The organism is Acinetobacter sp. BEC1-S18-ESBL-01 (assembly GCF_014169935.1).
Taxonomy (GTDB): Bacteria; Pseudomonadota; Gammaproteobacteria; order Pseudomonadales; family Moraxellaceae; genus Acinetobacter; species Acinetobacter pittii.
In genome coordinates this window covers 1,155,030-1,172,441 of record NZ_AP022302.1, presented here as the reverse complement: position 1 = coordinate 1,172,441, position 17,412 = coordinate 1,155,030, and the positions used below count along the sequence as shown (strand labels likewise).

General features: G+C 38.0%; 13 protein-coding genes. 2 read left to right on the top strand and 11 right to left on the bottom strand.

Going from position 1 to position 17,412, the window contains the following annotated elements; genetic code table 11:
- Positions 1-43: 43 nt before the first annotated feature.
- From H7R46_RS05450 to hemE, 3 genes are all read right to left on the bottom strand, one after another.
- Complete coding sequence (locus H7R46_RS05450; protein ID WP_002118800.1) at positions 44-514, bottom strand: DUF3015 family protein; 471 nt, start codon at positions 512-514, stop codon at positions 44-46.
- Positions 515-659: 145 nt separating this feature from the next.
- A complete protein-coding gene (locus H7R46_RS05445) occupies positions 660-1,454 on the bottom strand; it encodes a DUF817 family protein (RefSeq protein ID WP_002118932.1) in 795 nt (264 codons plus the stop codon).
- Between the two features lie 6 nt (positions 1,455-1,460).
- Positions 1,461-2,534, bottom strand: a complete 1,074-nt coding sequence (gene hemE / locus H7R46_RS05440; RefSeq protein WP_002118698.1) for a uroporphyrinogen decarboxylase — start codon at positions 2,532-2,534, stop codon at positions 1,461-1,463.
- 301 nt (positions 2,535-2,835) lie between these two features.
- On the opposite strand from hemE, the gene H7R46_RS05435 reads away from it, so the two are divergent.
- Entirely contained in the window at positions 2,836-4,077 is a 1,242-nt protein-coding gene (locus H7R46_RS05435) for a L,D-transpeptidase family protein (protein ID WP_005068067.1), read from the top strand.
- 118 nt (positions 4,078-4,195) lie between these two features.
- On the opposite strand, the gene basJ is transcribed toward H7R46_RS05435, so the two are convergent.
- The 8 genes from basJ to basE form a co-directional block, all read right to left on the bottom strand.
- Positions 4,196-5,365: an acinetobactin biosynthesis isochorismate synthase BasJ gene (basJ, locus tag H7R46_RS05430; protein ID WP_005068065.1), complete on the bottom strand. Its 1,170-nt coding sequence runs from the start codon at positions 5,363-5,365 to the stop codon at positions 4,196-4,198.
- Between the two features lie 124 nt (positions 5,366-5,489).
- The gene (locus tag H7R46_RS05425; RefSeq protein ID WP_005068063.1) at positions 5,490-6,245 is read right to left on the bottom strand and encodes a 4'-phosphopantetheinyl transferase family protein; all 756 of its coding nucleotides are present in this window, start codon (positions 6,243-6,245) and stop codon (positions 5,490-5,492) included.
- Positions 6,246-6,255: 10 nt separating this feature from the next.
- Entirely contained in the window at positions 6,256-6,990 is a 735-nt protein-coding gene (gene basH, locus H7R46_RS05420; protein ID WP_005068061.1) for an acinetobactin biosynthesis thioesterase BasH, read from the bottom strand.
- Between the two features lie 72 nt (positions 6,991-7,062).
- Positions 7,063-8,658: an acinetobactin export ABC transporter permease/ATP-binding subunit BarB gene (barB, locus tag H7R46_RS05415; protein WP_005068059.1), complete on the bottom strand. Its 1,596-nt coding sequence runs from the start codon at positions 8,656-8,658 to the stop codon at positions 7,063-7,065.
- Entirely contained in the window at positions 8,655-10,265 is a 1,611-nt protein-coding gene (gene barA, locus H7R46_RS05410; RefSeq protein WP_005068056.1) for an acinetobactin export ABC transporter permease/ATP-binding subunit BarA, read from the bottom strand. The genes barB and barA overlap by 4 nt, the downstream gene beginning before the upstream one ends.
- A gap of 244 nt (positions 10,266-10,509) precedes the next feature.
- Positions 10,510-11,661, bottom strand: coding sequence for an acinetobactin biosynthesis histidine decarboxylase BasG (basG, locus tag H7R46_RS05405; protein ID WP_005068053.1), 1,152 nt, complete (start codon positions 11,659-11,661; stop codon positions 10,510-10,512).
- Positions 11,662-11,776: 115 nt separating this feature from the next.
- Positions 11,777-12,646 carry an acinetobactin biosynthesis bifunctional isochorismatase/aryl carrier protein BasF gene (gene basF / locus H7R46_RS05400; RefSeq protein WP_005068047.1) on the bottom strand — a complete coding sequence of 290 codons (870 nt, stop codon included), beginning with the start codon at positions 12,644-12,646 and terminating at the stop codon, positions 11,777-11,779.
- Between the two features lie 17 nt (positions 12,647-12,663).
- Positions 12,664-14,292 (bottom strand): (2,3-dihydroxybenzoyl)adenylate synthase BasE, encoded by a 1,629-nt coding sequence (basE, locus tag H7R46_RS05395; RefSeq protein WP_005068044.1) that lies wholly within the window; start codon positions 14,290-14,292, stop codon positions 12,664-12,666.
- A 161-nt stretch (positions 14,293-14,453) separates the two neighbouring features.
- On the opposite strand from basE, the gene basD reads away from it, so the two are divergent.
- Positions 14,454-17,396 carry an acinetobactin non-ribosomal peptide synthetase subunit BasD gene (basD, locus tag H7R46_RS05390; protein ID WP_005068042.1) on the top strand — a complete coding sequence of 981 codons (2,943 nt, stop codon included), beginning with the start codon at positions 14,454-14,456 and terminating at the stop codon, positions 17,394-17,396.
- Positions 17,397-17,412 lie beyond the last annotated feature (16 nt).

The following is a 17,412-nucleotide window of genomic DNA, read 5'->3' as shown; positions in this document are numbered from 1 at the left end:
ATAAGAAAAACCCTGCCATACGACAGGGTTTTCAGTTTCAAACTTATACGTAAGCTTTTAAAACGTCATCTTTAGCCATTACTGTTTGTAATGATGCTAAAACTTGAAGCGTATTTTGATTATTTGCAGAATAGATTTCACCAAAGTTTGCTTTTGAAACTTTAAAGAAACGATCTTTGTCTTGAGGTTTGATTTGCATTAACTCAGCAAGTACGTTCAGGCTTTCACCTTGGCCTACTGCCATATCACGTGCTAAAGCTTCAGCATTTTCATTTGTGAATGTAACCACTTGCGCAGTTACTGTTCCGCCTTGACGGCAGCCTAAAGTACCAAAAGTAATCCCTAGTAATTGGTTAGTAAAAATACCATTTGTTGTTGCAGCAAGAATTTTAGGCACCACTCCTTTTTGGCCAGCCCATACTTGCGTACCCACACCACAACCTACATCGTTATCAGCCATAGCAACACTTGAACCAGCTGCTAACAAAGCAGCTAAAGCTAATTTTTTTAACATAGATGTATATCTCCAAAATCATTATTGATTGTTTCTTATGTATTGTTATGTGTAATTCTTATTACACGATATTAAAGATAGCGAGAAGGCTGTGATTTAGCAATTAAAAAATAAATAATATGATGAAAAGTGCTAACGAAAAAATTTACCTTAGATTCCAGTTACCTTGATTATCTCGATGACCTAATATTTTAAGCACGAGAACCAAACTTAAAAGTAATAATAAATACCATGACCCCAGTTTACCCCAACCTACCATATGCCAAGCATCTACCTGACTTGGATAGAGCCAGATTTTATAAAAAGTACTAATATTTTCAGCAATCCAGATTAGAAAAGCGAGGGTCAACAATACAGGTAACATCGGGATTTTAAATTTATATTCATTTAGCTGAAAATAAAGTTTGGTCTTCCAAAAAATAAAAATACTGATCGCAAATAAAATATAGCGAATATCAGGTACAAAAAATTTACTCATAAAGTTTATATATGAGAAAAATGCGAGTAAAAGCATCGTTCCAAAACTTGGAAGTTTTTCAAAAGAAACCTTAAATAATCGGAGTGATCGCGCAAAAAAACTACCTACAGCCGAATACATAAAGCCTGCAAATAAAGGCACAGTTAAAATTTTAAATACCGCAGGCTGAGGATATTGCCATGATGCAATCGCAGGATGCGTTAAAAATATTTCCATGACCATCGCCATGACATGAAATAAAGCAATAACTTTAGCTTCTGCCCATGATTCAAGTTTTAAATATAAAAGACAGATCTGAATCAGCACTGCATAGATGAGTAAATAATCATAACGATAAAAACCCATATATTCATGGCTTCCCATCGGTGCTGTTAAAGCAAAAGCAATTAAAAGTAGAATACCAAACAAGGCTGCCGAAACAGCCTTGCCGATAAAATGAATTGGTAAAGTGAGATGGCGCACAAAAAACTATCCTAGATATTTAGCACTATACTCATGTACTGTATCTACAAAGATTTTTGGTTGCGCAGGGTCTACCCACTGGGTAATACCGTGGCCTAAGTTAGCAACGTAACCTGTTTTTTCACCGTTTGCATAAGCATCGTCTAACATTGCTTTTACAGCTTTTTCAATTGAAGCAGCCGAGCCATATAAAACAGCAGGGTCAAGATTACCTTGTAGCGCTACACGTCCCGACACAATATTACGAGCTGTATTAAGTGGAGTAGTCCAATCTAAACCTAATGCATCTGCACCAGTCGTAATCATTGGCTCTAACCATTGACCGCCACCTTTAGTGAAAACAATAACAGGAATACGGCGACCATCTTTCTCACGTTGCAAACCAGCAATGATTTTATTCATGTAGTTTAAAGAGAATTCGACATATTCACGATGTGCTAATGCCCCACCCCAGCTATCAAAGATCTGGATAGCCTGAGCACCTGCATCAATTTGAGCATTTAAATAGTCAGTAACTGAATCTGCTAGATGATCAAGTAAAGCATGCAAAATTTCTGGTTGCGCGTACATCATCTGCTTGGTAAAACGGAACTCTTTACTTGAACCACCTTCAACCATATACGTTGCTAATGTCCAAGGACTACCAGAAAAACCAATCAGTGGAACTTGGCCACCTAAAGCAGAGCGAATTGTGCTTACTGCATTCATCACATAATCAAGGTCTGACTTTGCATTTAGCTTGGGTAAATTCGCGACATCTTGTTCAGTACGAACAGTTTTTTGAAACTTAGGGCCTTCACCCGTTTCAAAATAAAGCCCTAAGCCTAATGCATCAGGAATTGTTAAAATATCTGAAAATAAAATTGCTGCGTCTAAATCGTAACGGCGTAAAGGCTGCAAAGTCACTTCACAAGCAAATTCTGTATTTTTACATAGAGATAGAAAGTCGCCTGCTTTTGAACGTGTTTCACGATATTCAGGCAAATAACGTCCTGCTTGACGCATCATCCATACCGGTGTGGTATCTACAGGTTCGCGTAACAAAGCTCGTAGGAAACGATCATTTTTCAAAGTCGTCATTACCAATCTCTATATTCTTTATGTGGCAGCATCATATCAAAAACATAGAGATTTTTATAATTTCAATTTCACACAAAAAACTCGTCAATCTACTAAAAAATGCATATTTACACAAAAGTCTACTGCAAGCAGCAAGGTTTTCTGCAATACTTGCAACATGTTACATCGGGTCTATTGATATTCTTTTAACCACTAAATTGCCAATCTTGGGCTCATAGAGATGAGTTATTGGTAATTTTATGCAATTTTAGATTAGATCATGCCCCTATTGCTTATATGAAAATTCTTAAGGTTGAATTACATGTTTGTTCGCTCATTACTCGCTATGAGTTTAAGTTGTATTATTGCTAATGTTGCTTTTGCTGCTTCAACAACTGAGCAACCCCTGAACCCTAAAAAGGTATCAGCTCCTGTAGAAGATCCGATTGATCCTTTAGCAGTAGATGCAGCTTCAACTGTAAAAGCTCAAGCTTCGACACAAATTACCGCTCAAGAACAAAGTGACTTAAATCGAGCGTCAACAACATTACAAAATTTGCAAAAAACTGAAGACCAAAATGCTGATTCAGGTATTGCCGCTTCAGCACCGGTAGCCGTAGCTAAAACGACCACAACAACTGCAAAGACTTCAGCTCTAGCAGTTTCTTGGACATTAGATAGCTTAAATTCGGCTGAATGGTATGAAAATATTGGTAAAGGCCAGTTTCCAGTTTACGCTCGTGCTCACGTCATGCTAAATAATGCACATGCATCACCAGGTGCAATTGACGGTATGAGTGGCAAAAACACTTTAAAAGCAATCTCTTCATTCCAGCAAATGAATGGTTTATCACCTACTGGTGAACTGACTAAAGAAACTTGGGATGCATTAGTTGCTAAGCAAACAAAACCTTCATTTATTGAATACACCATTACTGATGCTGATTTAAAAGGCCCATATGCACAATCAATTCCTTCTGATTATGCTTTACAGGCTAAAATGAAAGGTTTGTATTACACTCGTGTTAGCGAAATGTTGGGCGAAAAGTTTCATATCGATGAAGCTTTCTTAAAAACAATCAATCCAACAGCAACATTCAAAAAAGCGGGTGAAAAAATCATTGTTCCAAACGTACGCAATGATTTACCAGAAGACATTCATTTGATTATTGCGCATAAAGGTGCAAAACAATTGTATCTCTTCAATAGCCGTAACCAAATGATTGCGTCATTTCCTGCAACAATTGGCAGTACTGATACGCCTTCTCCGACCGGTACTTACAAGGTAGTTGGTGTGGCTCGTAATCCTTGGTATAGCTACTCACCATCAAACTTTATTCAAGGTAAAAACTTGAAACCTCTTTCTTTACCACCTGGTCCAAATGCACCTGTAGGTAATATCTGGATTGGTTTAAGTAAAAAATCTTTTGGTATTCACGGAACACCAAACCCGTCTTTAATTTCTAAAACAGCTTCTCACGGTTGTATCCGTTTAACGAACTGGGATGCTAACGATTTAGGTAATAAAGTACGTTCAGGCGTAACTGTTAAATTCCTTGAGTAATCCATCTAAAAAGAAAGCCTGCTTTACGCAGGCTTTTTTATTAAATTTTTACTATATCTCACTAGAATACTTAGTTATTGTTTTGATTATAAAAATAAAACCAGCCTAGGTTTACTAATTACACAGCAATTTTTGTATTTAGAATATTCAACATGGTTTGCATTTTAGCTTCTGTTTCTAACCATTCAGCTTCAGCATCTGATCCTTCAACAATTCCAGCACCCGCATATAAGCGCATTTTATTTTCACTGAGTAGACCACAGCGAATCGTTACTACCCACTCACCATTACCCTCGGCATCCATCCAGCCGACTAACCCCGTGTAATAATGTCGGTCATAACCTTCATGATCTAAAATAAACTGCTTAGCAACATTGGTTGGTGAGCCACAAACCGCTGGTGTTGGATGTAATTCTAATGCAAGGTTTAATGCATTCGGTGCCTGTTGTTTGAGCATACCTTGGAACTCTGATGATAAATGCAACATTGTTGATGTTTCTAAAATATCTGGAAATTCAGAAACCTTAAGCTCTACACAATGAGTGGCTAAATTTTTAATAATATTTTCAACCACAATTCGATGTTCATGCTGGTCTTTCTCAGAATGATTTAATTCTTGTTGACTGACGAAATTTTTTTCAGAAATTTGAGATTTGGGTCTAGAACCGGCCAAAGGATTACTGGTTACAATACGACCTTGTTTTGATAAAAGCAGTTCTGGGCTTGCGCCTAGAATATAATTATTATGTTCTACTGGAATCACAAAATTATAAGCATTTGGATTTTGTTTTAATAAAGCAGCCAATAAATTTTCTGGCTCTTGATGATGGTTAAACTCATATTCAACAGCCTGAGAAAGAACAACTTTTTCTACCTTCTTTTTTTCAAAAGCATCTAAAGCTAACTGCACTGTACCTTCAAATTTTTGGCGTTGAATAAGTAATGATTTATTAATTACCTCAATGTTATTATGTTTTTTTAATGAGTTAATCGTAGAAGATGCTTGTGTTATTTTTTTATGATCAGCATAAAAATTTAAGCTACTTTTCTTTGTAATATCAAAAGGTATAGCACCAATTAAAACTGGATTTTGATGGCCTTGCTTTTTAATTTCTTCAAAACATTTTGCAATCTCATCATTAAATAATGCCGTATTTGCTGCAGGTGTATTTACCGTTTTAACGAATTCGTTGACTTCGAGATAATAATTCTTCGTAGAGAAACATGAAAATTTCTTTTGACCGATATGATCTAAATTTTGCTCTACTGATATTTGAGTCTGCATCATCTGTATATCACCTCTCACATTGATTTTTTTCAAGCAAATTCTGTAGTACTTCTTTTTAAATATAGGAGTATAAAAATACTGAAACACACATTAATGCAAATGATTATTATTATCAATAATAAAATTAGTTTTCAATGCAAGAAATTGTAATTATCTCGTTATTTGTATAAAAAAATTGAACTTTAATCTCTAGATTTACCTCGATTAAACTTTCTTGACTAAGGTAAAAATAAAGAAACTCACCATCTAGTTGTTTGAAATTTATATTTTTAAAATCAATAATTTGCTTATATTTTAAATAAATTGCTTTAATGATACTTTCTTTAGCAGAGAATATTACCAAATATAAATATGCTTGTTTTTTTTGCAGCTTTTCAATTTCTGCTTGTTCATTTTTATTTAGAAAAACATCATAAAACTCATCTTTCTTTTGAAAAAAAATATAATGTTTTTGAGACTCTATATCGATCCCAAATATTTTTTCTTGAAACGTGTTATTTCTAGCATATGCGATGGCATGACATGATTTTTTTGATCCAACATGACTAATCCCACCCAGCACTCCTTCGGGCCATAGGGGTTCCCCATGTCTACCTTGATAGACAATAGAATCTTGTAAATTGAGGCTTTGTAATGCATATTTTGCTGCTAAGCGTCCCGTCAAAAACTCTAATTGACGAATGAAGCGTGAGCTTTTTATCTTCGGTGGAAGAAATATATTCAGCTCCTGATAGATATGATCAAGCTGAGGTATTTCTTTGATTTCACTGAGCTGGACTTTATGTATATCTAGCCCGAAAGCTGTTAGCTTTTCATATTGAATATTTATTTCATCCAGACATGAGTTAGCCCTTCTACTTAACTGCTTCTCCGTATTCATAGCCTGTACTTTATTCAATATTCACGGTCAATGTTTCAACGATGGCAGCAATGTTTTTAAGCATCTTTACTCGGGTCTCGGGATTGAGAAAGTAGAAATGGTCCCCTTCAAACTCAATACTTCCTAACCAATTTTCTGTGTGTTGTTGCCATGCATCCATCATTCTCTTATTAGGAATATCAGGGTCCTGTTTGCCATAAAATGCAACGATCGGAACCTCAGTTTTGTGTATGTTCTCGCTAAGCAATTGATCACTAAGATAGAAGTCGTTACGAATGATTTTGAGAAAGAATGTGAGTGCATCCTGATTATTTAAAATTTCATCAGGAAAATTATTGTATCGTTTTAATTCATCAATAATTTTTTCATCAGTTAACTCATACTTGTACCGCATATGTTGAATATAGTGATGCTCAGGTCGGCTACTTATAACAATTAATCTCAACTGATCAATCATTGTTTTTTCATTCAAATAATTGAGTACTTTCCAAATCAAGCCACCTCCTACACTATGTCCAAATAAAATAAACGGTGTGTCTGAATAAGCTTGTATTTCATTGGCAATTTGCATAGCCAATAGATCAGGATCATCAATTAATGGTTCATTTATTTTTATACCATGACCCGAATATTCAATAGGAATAATACGAATATTGTCAGAGATCTGCTTTTTCCATGGATGATAAATACTCGCACTACTCCCCGCAGGCGGTAAACAGAACATATTATATTGATGTTTATTCACTTAAGAATTCTCCAAATATTAAGCATTTTTCTTTTATAAAAAATACTTAAATCAGATTTCTGCGCTATTTTTTTAAACAGAAGTTGAAGCTAAATTGATAGTTTGAGTCGGTTGCCAAATAGCTGAGTCACGATGTGTCACAAAAATAACCGTAGAAGAAAGAGTACGTATCGTTGTAACGATTTCCTGCTCAGTCTCTTCATCCAAAGCAGAGGTAGCTTCATCAAGTATTAAAATCGGCGCATTTTTGAGTAATGCTCGCGCAATTGCGACCCGCTGACGTTCACCACCAGACAATGCGGTGCCTTGCTTACCCACCGATTGATTAATTCCTTCTGAACTACGGTCAATCATTGCGCCTAATGCGGCATCTCTTGCAGCCTTTTCTATTTCATCATCAGTTGCATCAGGTTTTCCTAAACGGATATTTTCAGCCAGTGTTCCTGTGAACAAAATAGGTTCTTGTGTGACATAAGCGATATTCGAAACCAAATCTTCATATTTCATTTGATCAAGAGCTATGCTACCAAGGGTAATTTTTCCTCTTTGTGGATCATCAAACCTTGTAAGCAATTCAAGTAAAGTACTCTTACCACTACCGCTTGGTCCGGTAACCCATACTCTGCTCCCCGATGCGATGTCGAGAGATATATTTTCAATTGCTGGCGCATAGCTAACGTCTTGTATCGAAATATGATGGCCAGTAGGAATTTGAGGGTGTAATGGCTCAGGCAACTCAGGTGGATGGGTGATCTGATTAAAATTGCGCAGTGCGGCAAACAAATCATTGATATGCAACCCTGCGGTAGCAAGTTCACCTAATGGCGCTGCTGCACGTCCAATTAAGACGAGTAATGCCAACACCAAAGCAGCATGATTGACACCAGCAAGTACCAGATAAGTTGCCATCCCAGCAATCGGTAAAACACTTGCCAAGGTTGCAACAAAACTTGCAAATGCAGCAGCACGATTAATCCGTACTAATGTCTCTTCTTGCTCTTCCCAACGATGTTCTAGCCTTTGGACCGCACGTTCTGGTCCCGCGGCTGTGCGTAATAACTCAACATGATCAACCAATTCCAACGTTGCTTGTGAAGCAGCTAAATCGGCAGTATTACGTTTTTTATCAATATGCATGAGTGCACGTTGTGCTAGGAATTGAGCAAATAAAGAGAGTAAAAGTAAGCCTAAAGCGACAAATGCTACGCCTGCTCCAGCAAGCAGGCCTATTCCTATTGTTAGAAATAAAGGCATAAAAGGCGCATGTAAAAAGGTTTGCAATTGATGAGCAGGAATACTCATAAACCCAGGAATTCCCTGTCCAGCAATTGTCTTAATCTGAGCACGCTGTTCATTGGTAAACCAAGAGAGCTTGGCACGAGCTAAAGATTTGCCTAACTCAGCAAATAGGTCGCCTGCTAAACGCACACCAGTAAGGAAGCCAGCACGAGTGACCACCACTGTCACTAATATTGCTGCAATTGCACTAATGAGAACCCAGCTTGGTGACCATTGATTGACAATTGCAAATGCCAATACGGTATATGCGATTGCTTCAATTGCTGCAACAATGATCCATCCGATACCAACAATAATTAATTTTTGCTTGGCTGCACGAGGAAGCATCGAAAAAATCTGATCTTTATTTAATTTAGCAGGAGTATTCATAAAGATTTCCCTGAGTCAGTTGGGCCTTTAAGCACTAACCTGTTGTCGGCATGAGCAGCTAAGGCAAGATCATGAGTGACCATGACGATGGTTTTATTCTGGTTTTTAGCTAAGTGGCTTAATTCCAATATTATTTTTGTCGCATTGGTCTGGTCGAGTGCGCTCGTTGGCTCATCTAATAAAATAATAGGAGCTGAAGATAAAAACGCACGCGCTATTCCTAGGCGCTGTTTTTCACCGCCTGAAAGTAAAGTTGCATCTGCATTTAAATCTACTTTTAGTTGTGCCTTGAGTAGTGCCTGTTCAAGTTGTTCATCATTTGCATTAATGGCAGATAAGGACAAGTTTTCTCTTACTGTGGTCGGTAATACATCTCCACCTTGTGGAATAAACAAAACCTTTTCATGTCTTAGTTTTTCATGTAATTGCAAAATATCTGTTTTTGCTAATTGAACGACACCTTCTTGCAATACGGCTAATCCAGCAAGTGCTCGCAGTAAGGTTGTTTTTCCAACTCCACTCGGTCCTGTAATTGCAGTCATTGAATTTTTTGGAAATGAATAACTTAATCGATCCAATACTTTTTGATTTTCGATTGCAAAGCTTGCATTAACTATTTCGAGTGTTACATCTTGCTCAATCTGTTGTAGATTGCCCGATGAGAGTACTGGCTCTTTTAAGAATGCAGATAAACGACTAGCTGCAGCTCGCCCAGCAGCGACATAATCAAGACCATGCCCTAAACGTAGTGAAGGTGTCACGATGGCCAAACTAAAGAAAAGTGTTGCAGCCAAGGTCATGCTGTCGTATTGATAAGCCACGAGATAGGCGATGGCAAAGGTTGCAACAGCTTGTAGTAATGCAGTGGCAACAGCAGCGAGTGTTGCGACTTTACTCACCCAAGACACCATATTTTGAGTGAAATTTTGTGCTGATTGAGTATAGGCTGTTAAAGCGCCAGATTGTTGCCCATATATTCGGTTATCACGAATGCCGCGCGCATAATCATCAGCAGAACCAATAATATCTAACATGACCTGCATACGCGCAGCGCCATCCCGTTTTGATACATGGGGAACAATAATTAAATAATAGAGTGAAGCAATTGCCCCAGGTAATAATACCCAAAGGGCCATCGGGCCAACCAACACAACTAATAAGACAATAGAAACTAAAGGGATTACAGCAAAAATCGCAATTTCCGACGGTAAATGCGCCACCATATGATGTAAAGTTGCGATATCGTCTGAAACTAGTCGTTTTAAGTTTTGGTCACCCTGTTTTGATAGGGTTGTGTTAGGTAACCGAATTAAATGATGAGCAATTTGACGACGTAATCGTGCCGAAAATCCAGCCTCTGCATCATGCACTAGCCATGAAGCCAGTGCTGCCAATGCCGCCCCGATTATCCAAAAAGCCGCTGAAAACATCACCCAATAAGAAGATAAATAACCAATCAACTGAATCATGCCCCACAGGGCTGTTAAAATGGCTAAACCCGAAAATACGGCAGCAAACGTTCCTGCAAATAATTTAGGAAATGCTGGCTTGAGTGCAGGTGCCAAGGAAGAGTCTGTCATCAGATGAGATAACTTTAAATCAGACATGCTTATCTCTCTTTATATTCATAGTAAAAGCGGTACTTAAAATAAAATTTCGCTTGAATTGACCAGCAAGAATTGCCATTTCCGGCTTTAAAAAAGCATGAACAAGAAAATCATATAAAAAGTATTTTTTAAAAAACTTTAATTGCATCAAAAACTTCCCAACCGCCCTATCAAAATATTTTTAGATCATTTTCTAGACTGTAAAATTAATATGGATTTGTCTAAATCATTTTGGTTGATATGACTAAAAACCAACTGTACGTTTAGAGGCACCTTGTAGATCAAAAATAACGTCGTCAATTAAGCTATCAATCTGACGTGTATCTCGGTGATGTGCCGTAGTAATTAAATGAGCCATATTTCCAGAGGTTGCCAGATAATGCTTTTTCCAGATGTGCTCAGAAGGACACGGAAATACCACAGTGATTGAATTCGGATTTCGCCAAGCAGGAATCCCAACGGCCTGAAAGCGATCAACCGCGTATTGGGCCATTTTTAGACAATGTTGAATTCTCTGTCGTCTTTGTAAATTGGTTTGGCTACGTATTGCTGCCCACATCAGCAAAACAGTATGGCCATTGCGAGAACCACTAATGGTTTGATCACGTGTAGAGATATAGTCCACATCTACCGATATACGCTCTACATTTTGGCGCTTGGCCACAACAATGCCACACGGAATCGGTGAACCAATCATTTTATGACCAGACACACAAATCGAGTCGATGCCATGAGCAAAGGTAAATGCTTGAGGATGGTCAACAAAAGGTAAAATCATGCCACTCAAGGCAGCGTCGGCATGAATATAATAATCTCGGCGCATGATTCCGATTTGCGCTAAGCGCTTTTGAATCATTTCAATATCATCAATTGCGCCGGTCATGGTCGTACCAATATTTGCAAAAATAATGGGGTGACTTTCTTTATTGGTTTTTATTTTATGGATTAAATCATCGTAGTCGATTTCACCATTATCCAATGATTCGATCACACAAGATTTCATCTGCAATAATTTGGCGATTTTTCCCACCGAATAATGCGTATCTTTTGAGTAATATAATGTGGAATCAGGAAATAGCTCACGCGCCAGATAACAACCAAACATATTACCCTCTGTACCACCATTGGTCACATATCCCCAGCTTTCTTCAAAGGGAATTTGAAAAATTTCAGCAAAATACGCCATCACATCTTTTTCAAAATCAAAAGAATTCAATGCGTAATTGCTATAATCTTTCCAATCACCACAATTATTAATAGAGAATTTGAAAAAACGGAATAAAGCGGAATAATCAAAATCTGCAGATTCAGGATATCCAATATTGAAATATTGATGTTTTAAACAGTAATTCCAGAATGTCTCTATTTTCTCTTGATCAGCAGGCGATAAAAGCATTTTTTTCTCCGTTAATATGACGATTACAAGTCGTCTAAGGAGTCGCTATCAAAGATATAAATTTTATGTAAAATTTAGCGACCAGGATTTGTCGTATGCCTTATGAGGCAACCCTCTACCCTGCAATCCGTTGCCGTGCATCCACCAATGACCACCAATTTGATAAAGTGGGTGTGCGTCCTAATTCTTCAAAACTAATATTGATTCCCTGCGCTTTGAGCTCCGAAGAAAACTGCATAATTCGTAATGAGTCCAGTCCATAAAGAATCAGATTTTCTTCTGGATCTAATTCATCTTCCTCAATAAGCTGCTGGACCTTTTGCTCTAGCCAAGGTCGTGTAATGCCTGTTGCCACCTGCCCCACTACAAATTCGGTATCCACAACTTGACCGCACCGTGAAGATACATATTTCAAAGCTAAGCGATGTTCTTCTTCTGAAAAATCGGCAACTGCATCTCCAACCAGAAAGGGTTGTATGTCACTCATAAAGGCTTCAATTGCCGTAACCATACAACCGATATGGGCATAAACACCGCCAATAATGAGCTGATCACGATTCCAGTTTTGCATTCTTTCAAGCAAATCCGAACGTTTAAATGCGCTATAACGCCATTTCGTTAAGACAATGTCATGTTCAGCAGGAGAAAGTTGATCAATAATTTTTTGCTGATCGATTGTTGAGGCTGGCAAACCCGGCCCCCACATGGCATTCAGTAATGCGCGATCTGCCGCTGGTTGCTCATAAGGCTGTGCTGTATAGACAACAGGAACATTGTTCTGATGTGCCCAAGTTCTTAGTTGAACTAAATGATTTACAACCGTTTTAATTAATTCACTTTCAGCATCGTAAAAATTTAAAAAGTAACGCTGCATATCATGAATTAATAAAACTGCTCGAGAAGGATCTAACTGCCAGTCTGTTTTATTATTTGGATAACTCTCTCGTTTGGGCATGAGATAAGTAGAAATTTTTGCAATAGCCATATGCTGCTCAATATTTATTAAGATGTTGTAGATGTATTTAAAATGCTGCGAAGTTGTTTTTTGTCCACCTTACCGACTGCAGTCAGTGGCAAACTTTCGATTAATTTGATCTGGTCTGGAAGTTTGTATTGTGCAATACCCAACTCCATGAGATGGCGTCTGAGCACAACAGCTTTAAGTTCAGGATTCCGAGAAACAATAAAAGCACAACTCTTTTCACCGAATTGTTCATCAACAATCGCGACTAAAGCTGCGTGCATAACTTCTGGATGCAAAAGAATAAGTTTTTCTATTTCTTCCGAAGCAATCTTTTCACCACCACGGTTAATCTGGTCTTTAATTCTTCCTACTACACGTAAATTGCCATCCGAAGTACGCTGCACGAGATCGCCCGAATAGTAATAGTTGTCCTCATCAAAGACCTGTGAATTATGTTCAGGGCTTTGGTAATAACCACAGAAGGTATAAGGCCCCCGAGTCGCAAGCATTCCTATTTCACCTTCTGGAACCTCTTTATACTGTTCATCCACAATTTTGATTTCATCATCAGAACTGATAGGACGCCCTTGGGTCGTAAAGATTTGCTCATCGGAGTCATCTAGTCTGGTGTAATTGACCAAGCCTTCGGCCATTCCAAATACTTGTTGTAATTTACAATTGAGGACTTCAGGAACTTGACGGGCTAAAGATTCAGGAAAACTTGCTCCCCCCACTTGAAGCAACTTTAAAGACTGGATTTGATCTTTATATTGAGCTGCTTTTTCTAGCCACATAATGACAGCACTCGGCACTAAAGATGCCATATTGACTTGATGTCTTTGAATAATAGAAAAACAATTGAGCGGTTCAGGATTTGGTGCCATCACAACACATCCACCTGCATGTAAAACGCCTAATGTACCGGGTGAACTCAACATAAAGTTATGAGGTGCTGGCAGAGCACACAATAACCGGGTATTTGAGTTTAAACCGCAAATCTCGGCACTGGCCCGCACACTATAGTCATAGTCATTATGCGTGCGTGGAATAAGTTTTGGTGTTCCCGTACTTCCACCTGACAGTTGAAAGAAAGCAACTTCATCAGCAGGTGTAGATGAAAAATCGACCAAGGTCTCTGCTGGTGTTTCAATCCAGTCTAATAGTCCGAAATCGGTAGCTTGATGATTGAGCATCAAAATAATTTCAGGACTTAAATTTACTTCATGAAGTGAGTCAATAAATTGATTATTGCTAAAGACTTCATGCTGACGCGAACCAATTAAAAGCTTAGGTTGAATCTGTTTAATAAAGGCATTTAGTTCATATTGGCGATGGCTATATAGCGCATTGAGCACAACCACGCCTGCCTTAAGCAAGGCAAAAAAGACAATATAAAACTCCGCAACATTGGGAAGTTGTACTAAAGCAGTATCACCCTTGCCCAAGCCTTTTTCAGCTAGTCGAGAAGCTAAATTTGTTGATAGCTGGTCCAGCTCGATATAACTCAACTGACGCTCACCACAAATAATTGCCGGCGAGTGCGGGTGCAATTGAACCCCTACCGTTAAAATGCGCATCAAAGGTTGGTCAATCCAATAACCTTTATTTCGATAGTGTTGCGCTCTCTCTGGAGACCAGCGAACAAACTCAATCAACTGTTTTTTCATGACATTCTAAATATTCAATTTAATTTAATGGTTATCAAGCTATTGATTCTTCGTAAATTTTCTTACATATCGGCATAAATATTTAATTTGAATACCGACAAAAGAAAATTCTTAAGACGGACAAGCTATATATTCACAGCAAAATTGGAAATGATTAACAAATGCAACTGGTAATCATTTTCATTTGTTTGTATGATGCTGAAACAAGATTAATTTGTCAACCGAGTTATCGTTCAATGTGTGAATTAACTTCGATGCAAGCGGCCTGCTGGTTTGGTCGCTCTGGCAACGCAACTTTAGGTGGGGTTGCTGCCCACCTCTATGCAGAATTTGACGGTCAATTTATTGATCTACAAAAATTACATTTAGCACTTCAACGACTTTATAAAGAACACTCTATTTTGAGATTAAGTTTGAGTGCCGATGGCATCGCAAACATCATGGCTGAGAAGGCTCAACAGATATTAGAAGTCGATGATTTTTCAAAGCTTAGCGATCATCAAATTGAGCAAATGCTCATGCAAAAACGCGAGCAATGGACCCATCAAAAACTTGATTTAAGTCAGGGTCAAACTGCAAGATTTTCTGTAAGTGTTCTTAAAAATAATATTTTCCGTTTTCATGTAGATACGGACATGATTGCTATAGATCCGTCCAGTTTTTTGAACTTGATGGAAGATCTTTCTTTGTTTTATGAAGACCCAGAAATATCAATCTCCCGTCCGCCTAGTTTTTTTGACTGGTATCAAAAAAAACGGACAGACCCTGACCTAAAAAAATTAAACCAACGAGACCGCTTATGGTGGAAACAACGTCTGCCTCATATTAGCCCTGCTCCGTCTCTACCTTTCATTCATCAAGAATTCAAAACAGCAAAAAGTGATCGTTTAAGTACGTGGTTATCGCCGGAAGAACGAAAAGCATTACAACAACTTGCTAGAGAACAACACATTACCGTGACCAACCTGATATTAGGTCTATTTGCATATACGCTTGGTCATGCAACCAAAGATCACAGCTTCCGATTAAATATTCCTACTTTTTGGCGTGAGCCGATTTTAAAAAATGTCGAAGGCACTATTGGTGATTTTGCTAATTTAGTCATCCTTGATGTCGATATGAAAGAGACGACTACCTTAGCCGCATTCTGCAAACAAATAGCAAATCAAATGCTTGAGTTATTAGAGCATTCACATTATTCGGGTGTTAATGTTCTACGTGACCTGTCCCGTTATCATGGTAGTGCACAGATTGCTCCCGTGGTATTTACAGCAGCACTCGACTTAGAAAATGATAATTTGCTTTCTGAACGTATCCGCCGTGTTTTTGGTTCAATGAATTGGGTCATTTCACAAGGGCCGCAAGTTGCACTTGATGCACAGGTTGCCCATGTAGATGACGGTATTTTAGTTAATTGGGACATCCGTTTAGACGCTCTACCCAAAGAATGGATCACAAATTTATTTGAATCTTTCATTCATTTACTTAAAAATCTTGCCGCACATCCTGAGCAACTTAATACACAAATTATAAGCCCAGCCCAAAATACTCCATCAGATCGTACGTCTCAAAAATCATTAAACGCGTTACAGCAAGCCTACCTATTAGGCCGAACTCAAGCCCTTCCTTTAGGTGGTGTTGCCATGCAAGAGTTTAGGCAGTATCAGGGAAAAATGGATATTGTTTTATTAAAACAACGATTGACAGAAATGGTACGGCGGCATGACAGCTTACGAACTTATATTGATAAAAATAGGTTAGCACAATATGTAAGCGATCAAGTGAAGGTCAATTTAAAAGAAATAGACCTAACTACATGGGAACCTGAACGTGCTTCTCACTACATCGAGTCCTATAAAAATAGTTATACGCATGAGCTATTTGATTTAAATCAGTCGCCTTGGAATATCACCGTATTTTTATTAAAAAATAATCTACTAACGATTTTTGTCCGCTTTGATGCATTAATTTTGGATGGCCGATCTATAGCTTCACTTATGTTAGAGCTATTCGATGGACAACAACATGATATCCAAACGCAAATAGAAGAAAATGAAGCTGAAAATAGCTTGTCTGTTCATCAGACAGATATGGCTTACTGGGAAAGAAAATTTTCTAAATTATCTAACATTCCAGCGCTTCCGTGGAAAACACCCTTACAGAATTTACCAACTTCACGTTATCAACGTAACAGTCTAGTTATAGAAAAAGCTCAATTTAAACAGTTGTCTAAAATTGGCGCAAAACATTCACTGTTTAAAAACTCAGTCATCATGGCGATTATTTTGGAAGTGCTATCTCATTGGAACACTGACAAATCTCTATGCGTTGCTGTTCCTACACTTCCCCTCTATGCCGGACCATTTTCCAATAGCTCTACGTTTATTGTTGTTGAGTGGAAAACTGCAGATCAATTTGCTGAACAAGCAAACCGTTTGCAAACTGAAGTTTTAGAGGGTTTACAGCATCTTTCCTTTTCAGGCGTTGATCTCGCTCGACTATTATTTGAAAAAGTTGGCACTGCTCCTGTATTACCGATTGTAATTACAAATGGTTTGTCATGGCCTGTACTATCTGAATCTCATTCTATTCAACAACTAGATGGCCTTACTCAGACGCCTCAAGTTGCAATTGATATTCGCTTTAGCACAAGAAATGACGGCGCTTTGATTTTCGATATTGATTATGCCCAAGAAGCATTCCCGCCCCACATGATTGACGATTTCTTGGATGCACTACAATTAGCAATCAAGCAAACTATTGACTCAGAAATGTTTAGTTTTGATCTCAGCAATTTTTTCAGTGAGCTTCAAAATAAACGACCATATTTCAAGAATAATGAGTCCGATCATTCATCTATACCACTTGATAATAATTCTAAACAGCAAAATCAACTACTCGACATTTATTTAGAAGTGATAGGCCACACGCCAAATAAGGAAGTGGACAACTCAACTCATTTTACTCATCTCGGGCTGCGTCCACATCATTTAAAGGTCGTTTCAAAACGTATCAATGAAATATACGCGATTCAGCTCTCACCGGTTCAACTTATTCAATGTCGCAATATTGCTGATGTAGAGAAACTACTAACACTACATTAATTCGTATTTTGAACTT

Bases quoted from the DNA above. Each gene is read 5' to 3' on its own strand.
- H7R46_RS05450 (WP_002118800.1), bottom strand. From the start codon at position 514: ATGTTAAAAAAATTAGCTTTAGCTGCTTTGTTAGCAGCTGGTTCAAGT.
- hemE (WP_002118698.1), bottom strand. From the start codon at position 2,534: ATGACGACTTTGAAAAATGATCGTTTCCTACGAGCTTTGTTACGCGAA.
- H7R46_RS05435 (WP_005068067.1), top strand. From the start codon at position 2,836: ATGTTTGTTCGCTCATTACTCGCTATGAGTTTAAGTTGTATTATTGCT.
- basJ (WP_005068065.1), bottom strand. From the start codon at position 5,365: ATGATGCAGACTCAAATATCAGTAGAGCAAAATTTAGATCATATCGGT.
- H7R46_RS05425 (WP_005068063.1), bottom strand. From the start codon at position 6,245: ATGAATACGGAGAAGCAGTTAAGTAGAAGGGCTAACTCATGTCTGGAT.
- barB (WP_005068059.1), bottom strand. From the start codon at position 8,658: ATGAATACTCCTGCTAAATTAAATAAAGATCAGATTTTTTCGATGCTT.
- barA (WP_005068056.1), bottom strand. From the start codon at position 10,265: ATGTCTGATTTAAAGTTATCTCATCTGATGACAGACTCTTCCTTGGCA.
- basG (WP_005068053.1), bottom strand. From the start codon at position 11,661: ATGCTTTTATCGCCTGCTGATCAAGAGAAAATAGAGACATTCTGGAAT.
- basF (WP_005068047.1), bottom strand. From the start codon at position 12,646: ATGGCTATTGCAAAAATTTCTACTTATCTCATGCCCAAACGAGAGAGT.
- basE (WP_005068044.1), bottom strand. From the start codon at position 14,292: ATGAAAAAACAGTTGATTGAGTTTGTTCGCTGGTCTCCAGAGAGAGCG.
- basD (WP_005068042.1), top strand. From the start codon at position 14,454: ATGCAACTGGTAATCATTTTCATTTGTTTGTATGATGCTGAAACAAGA.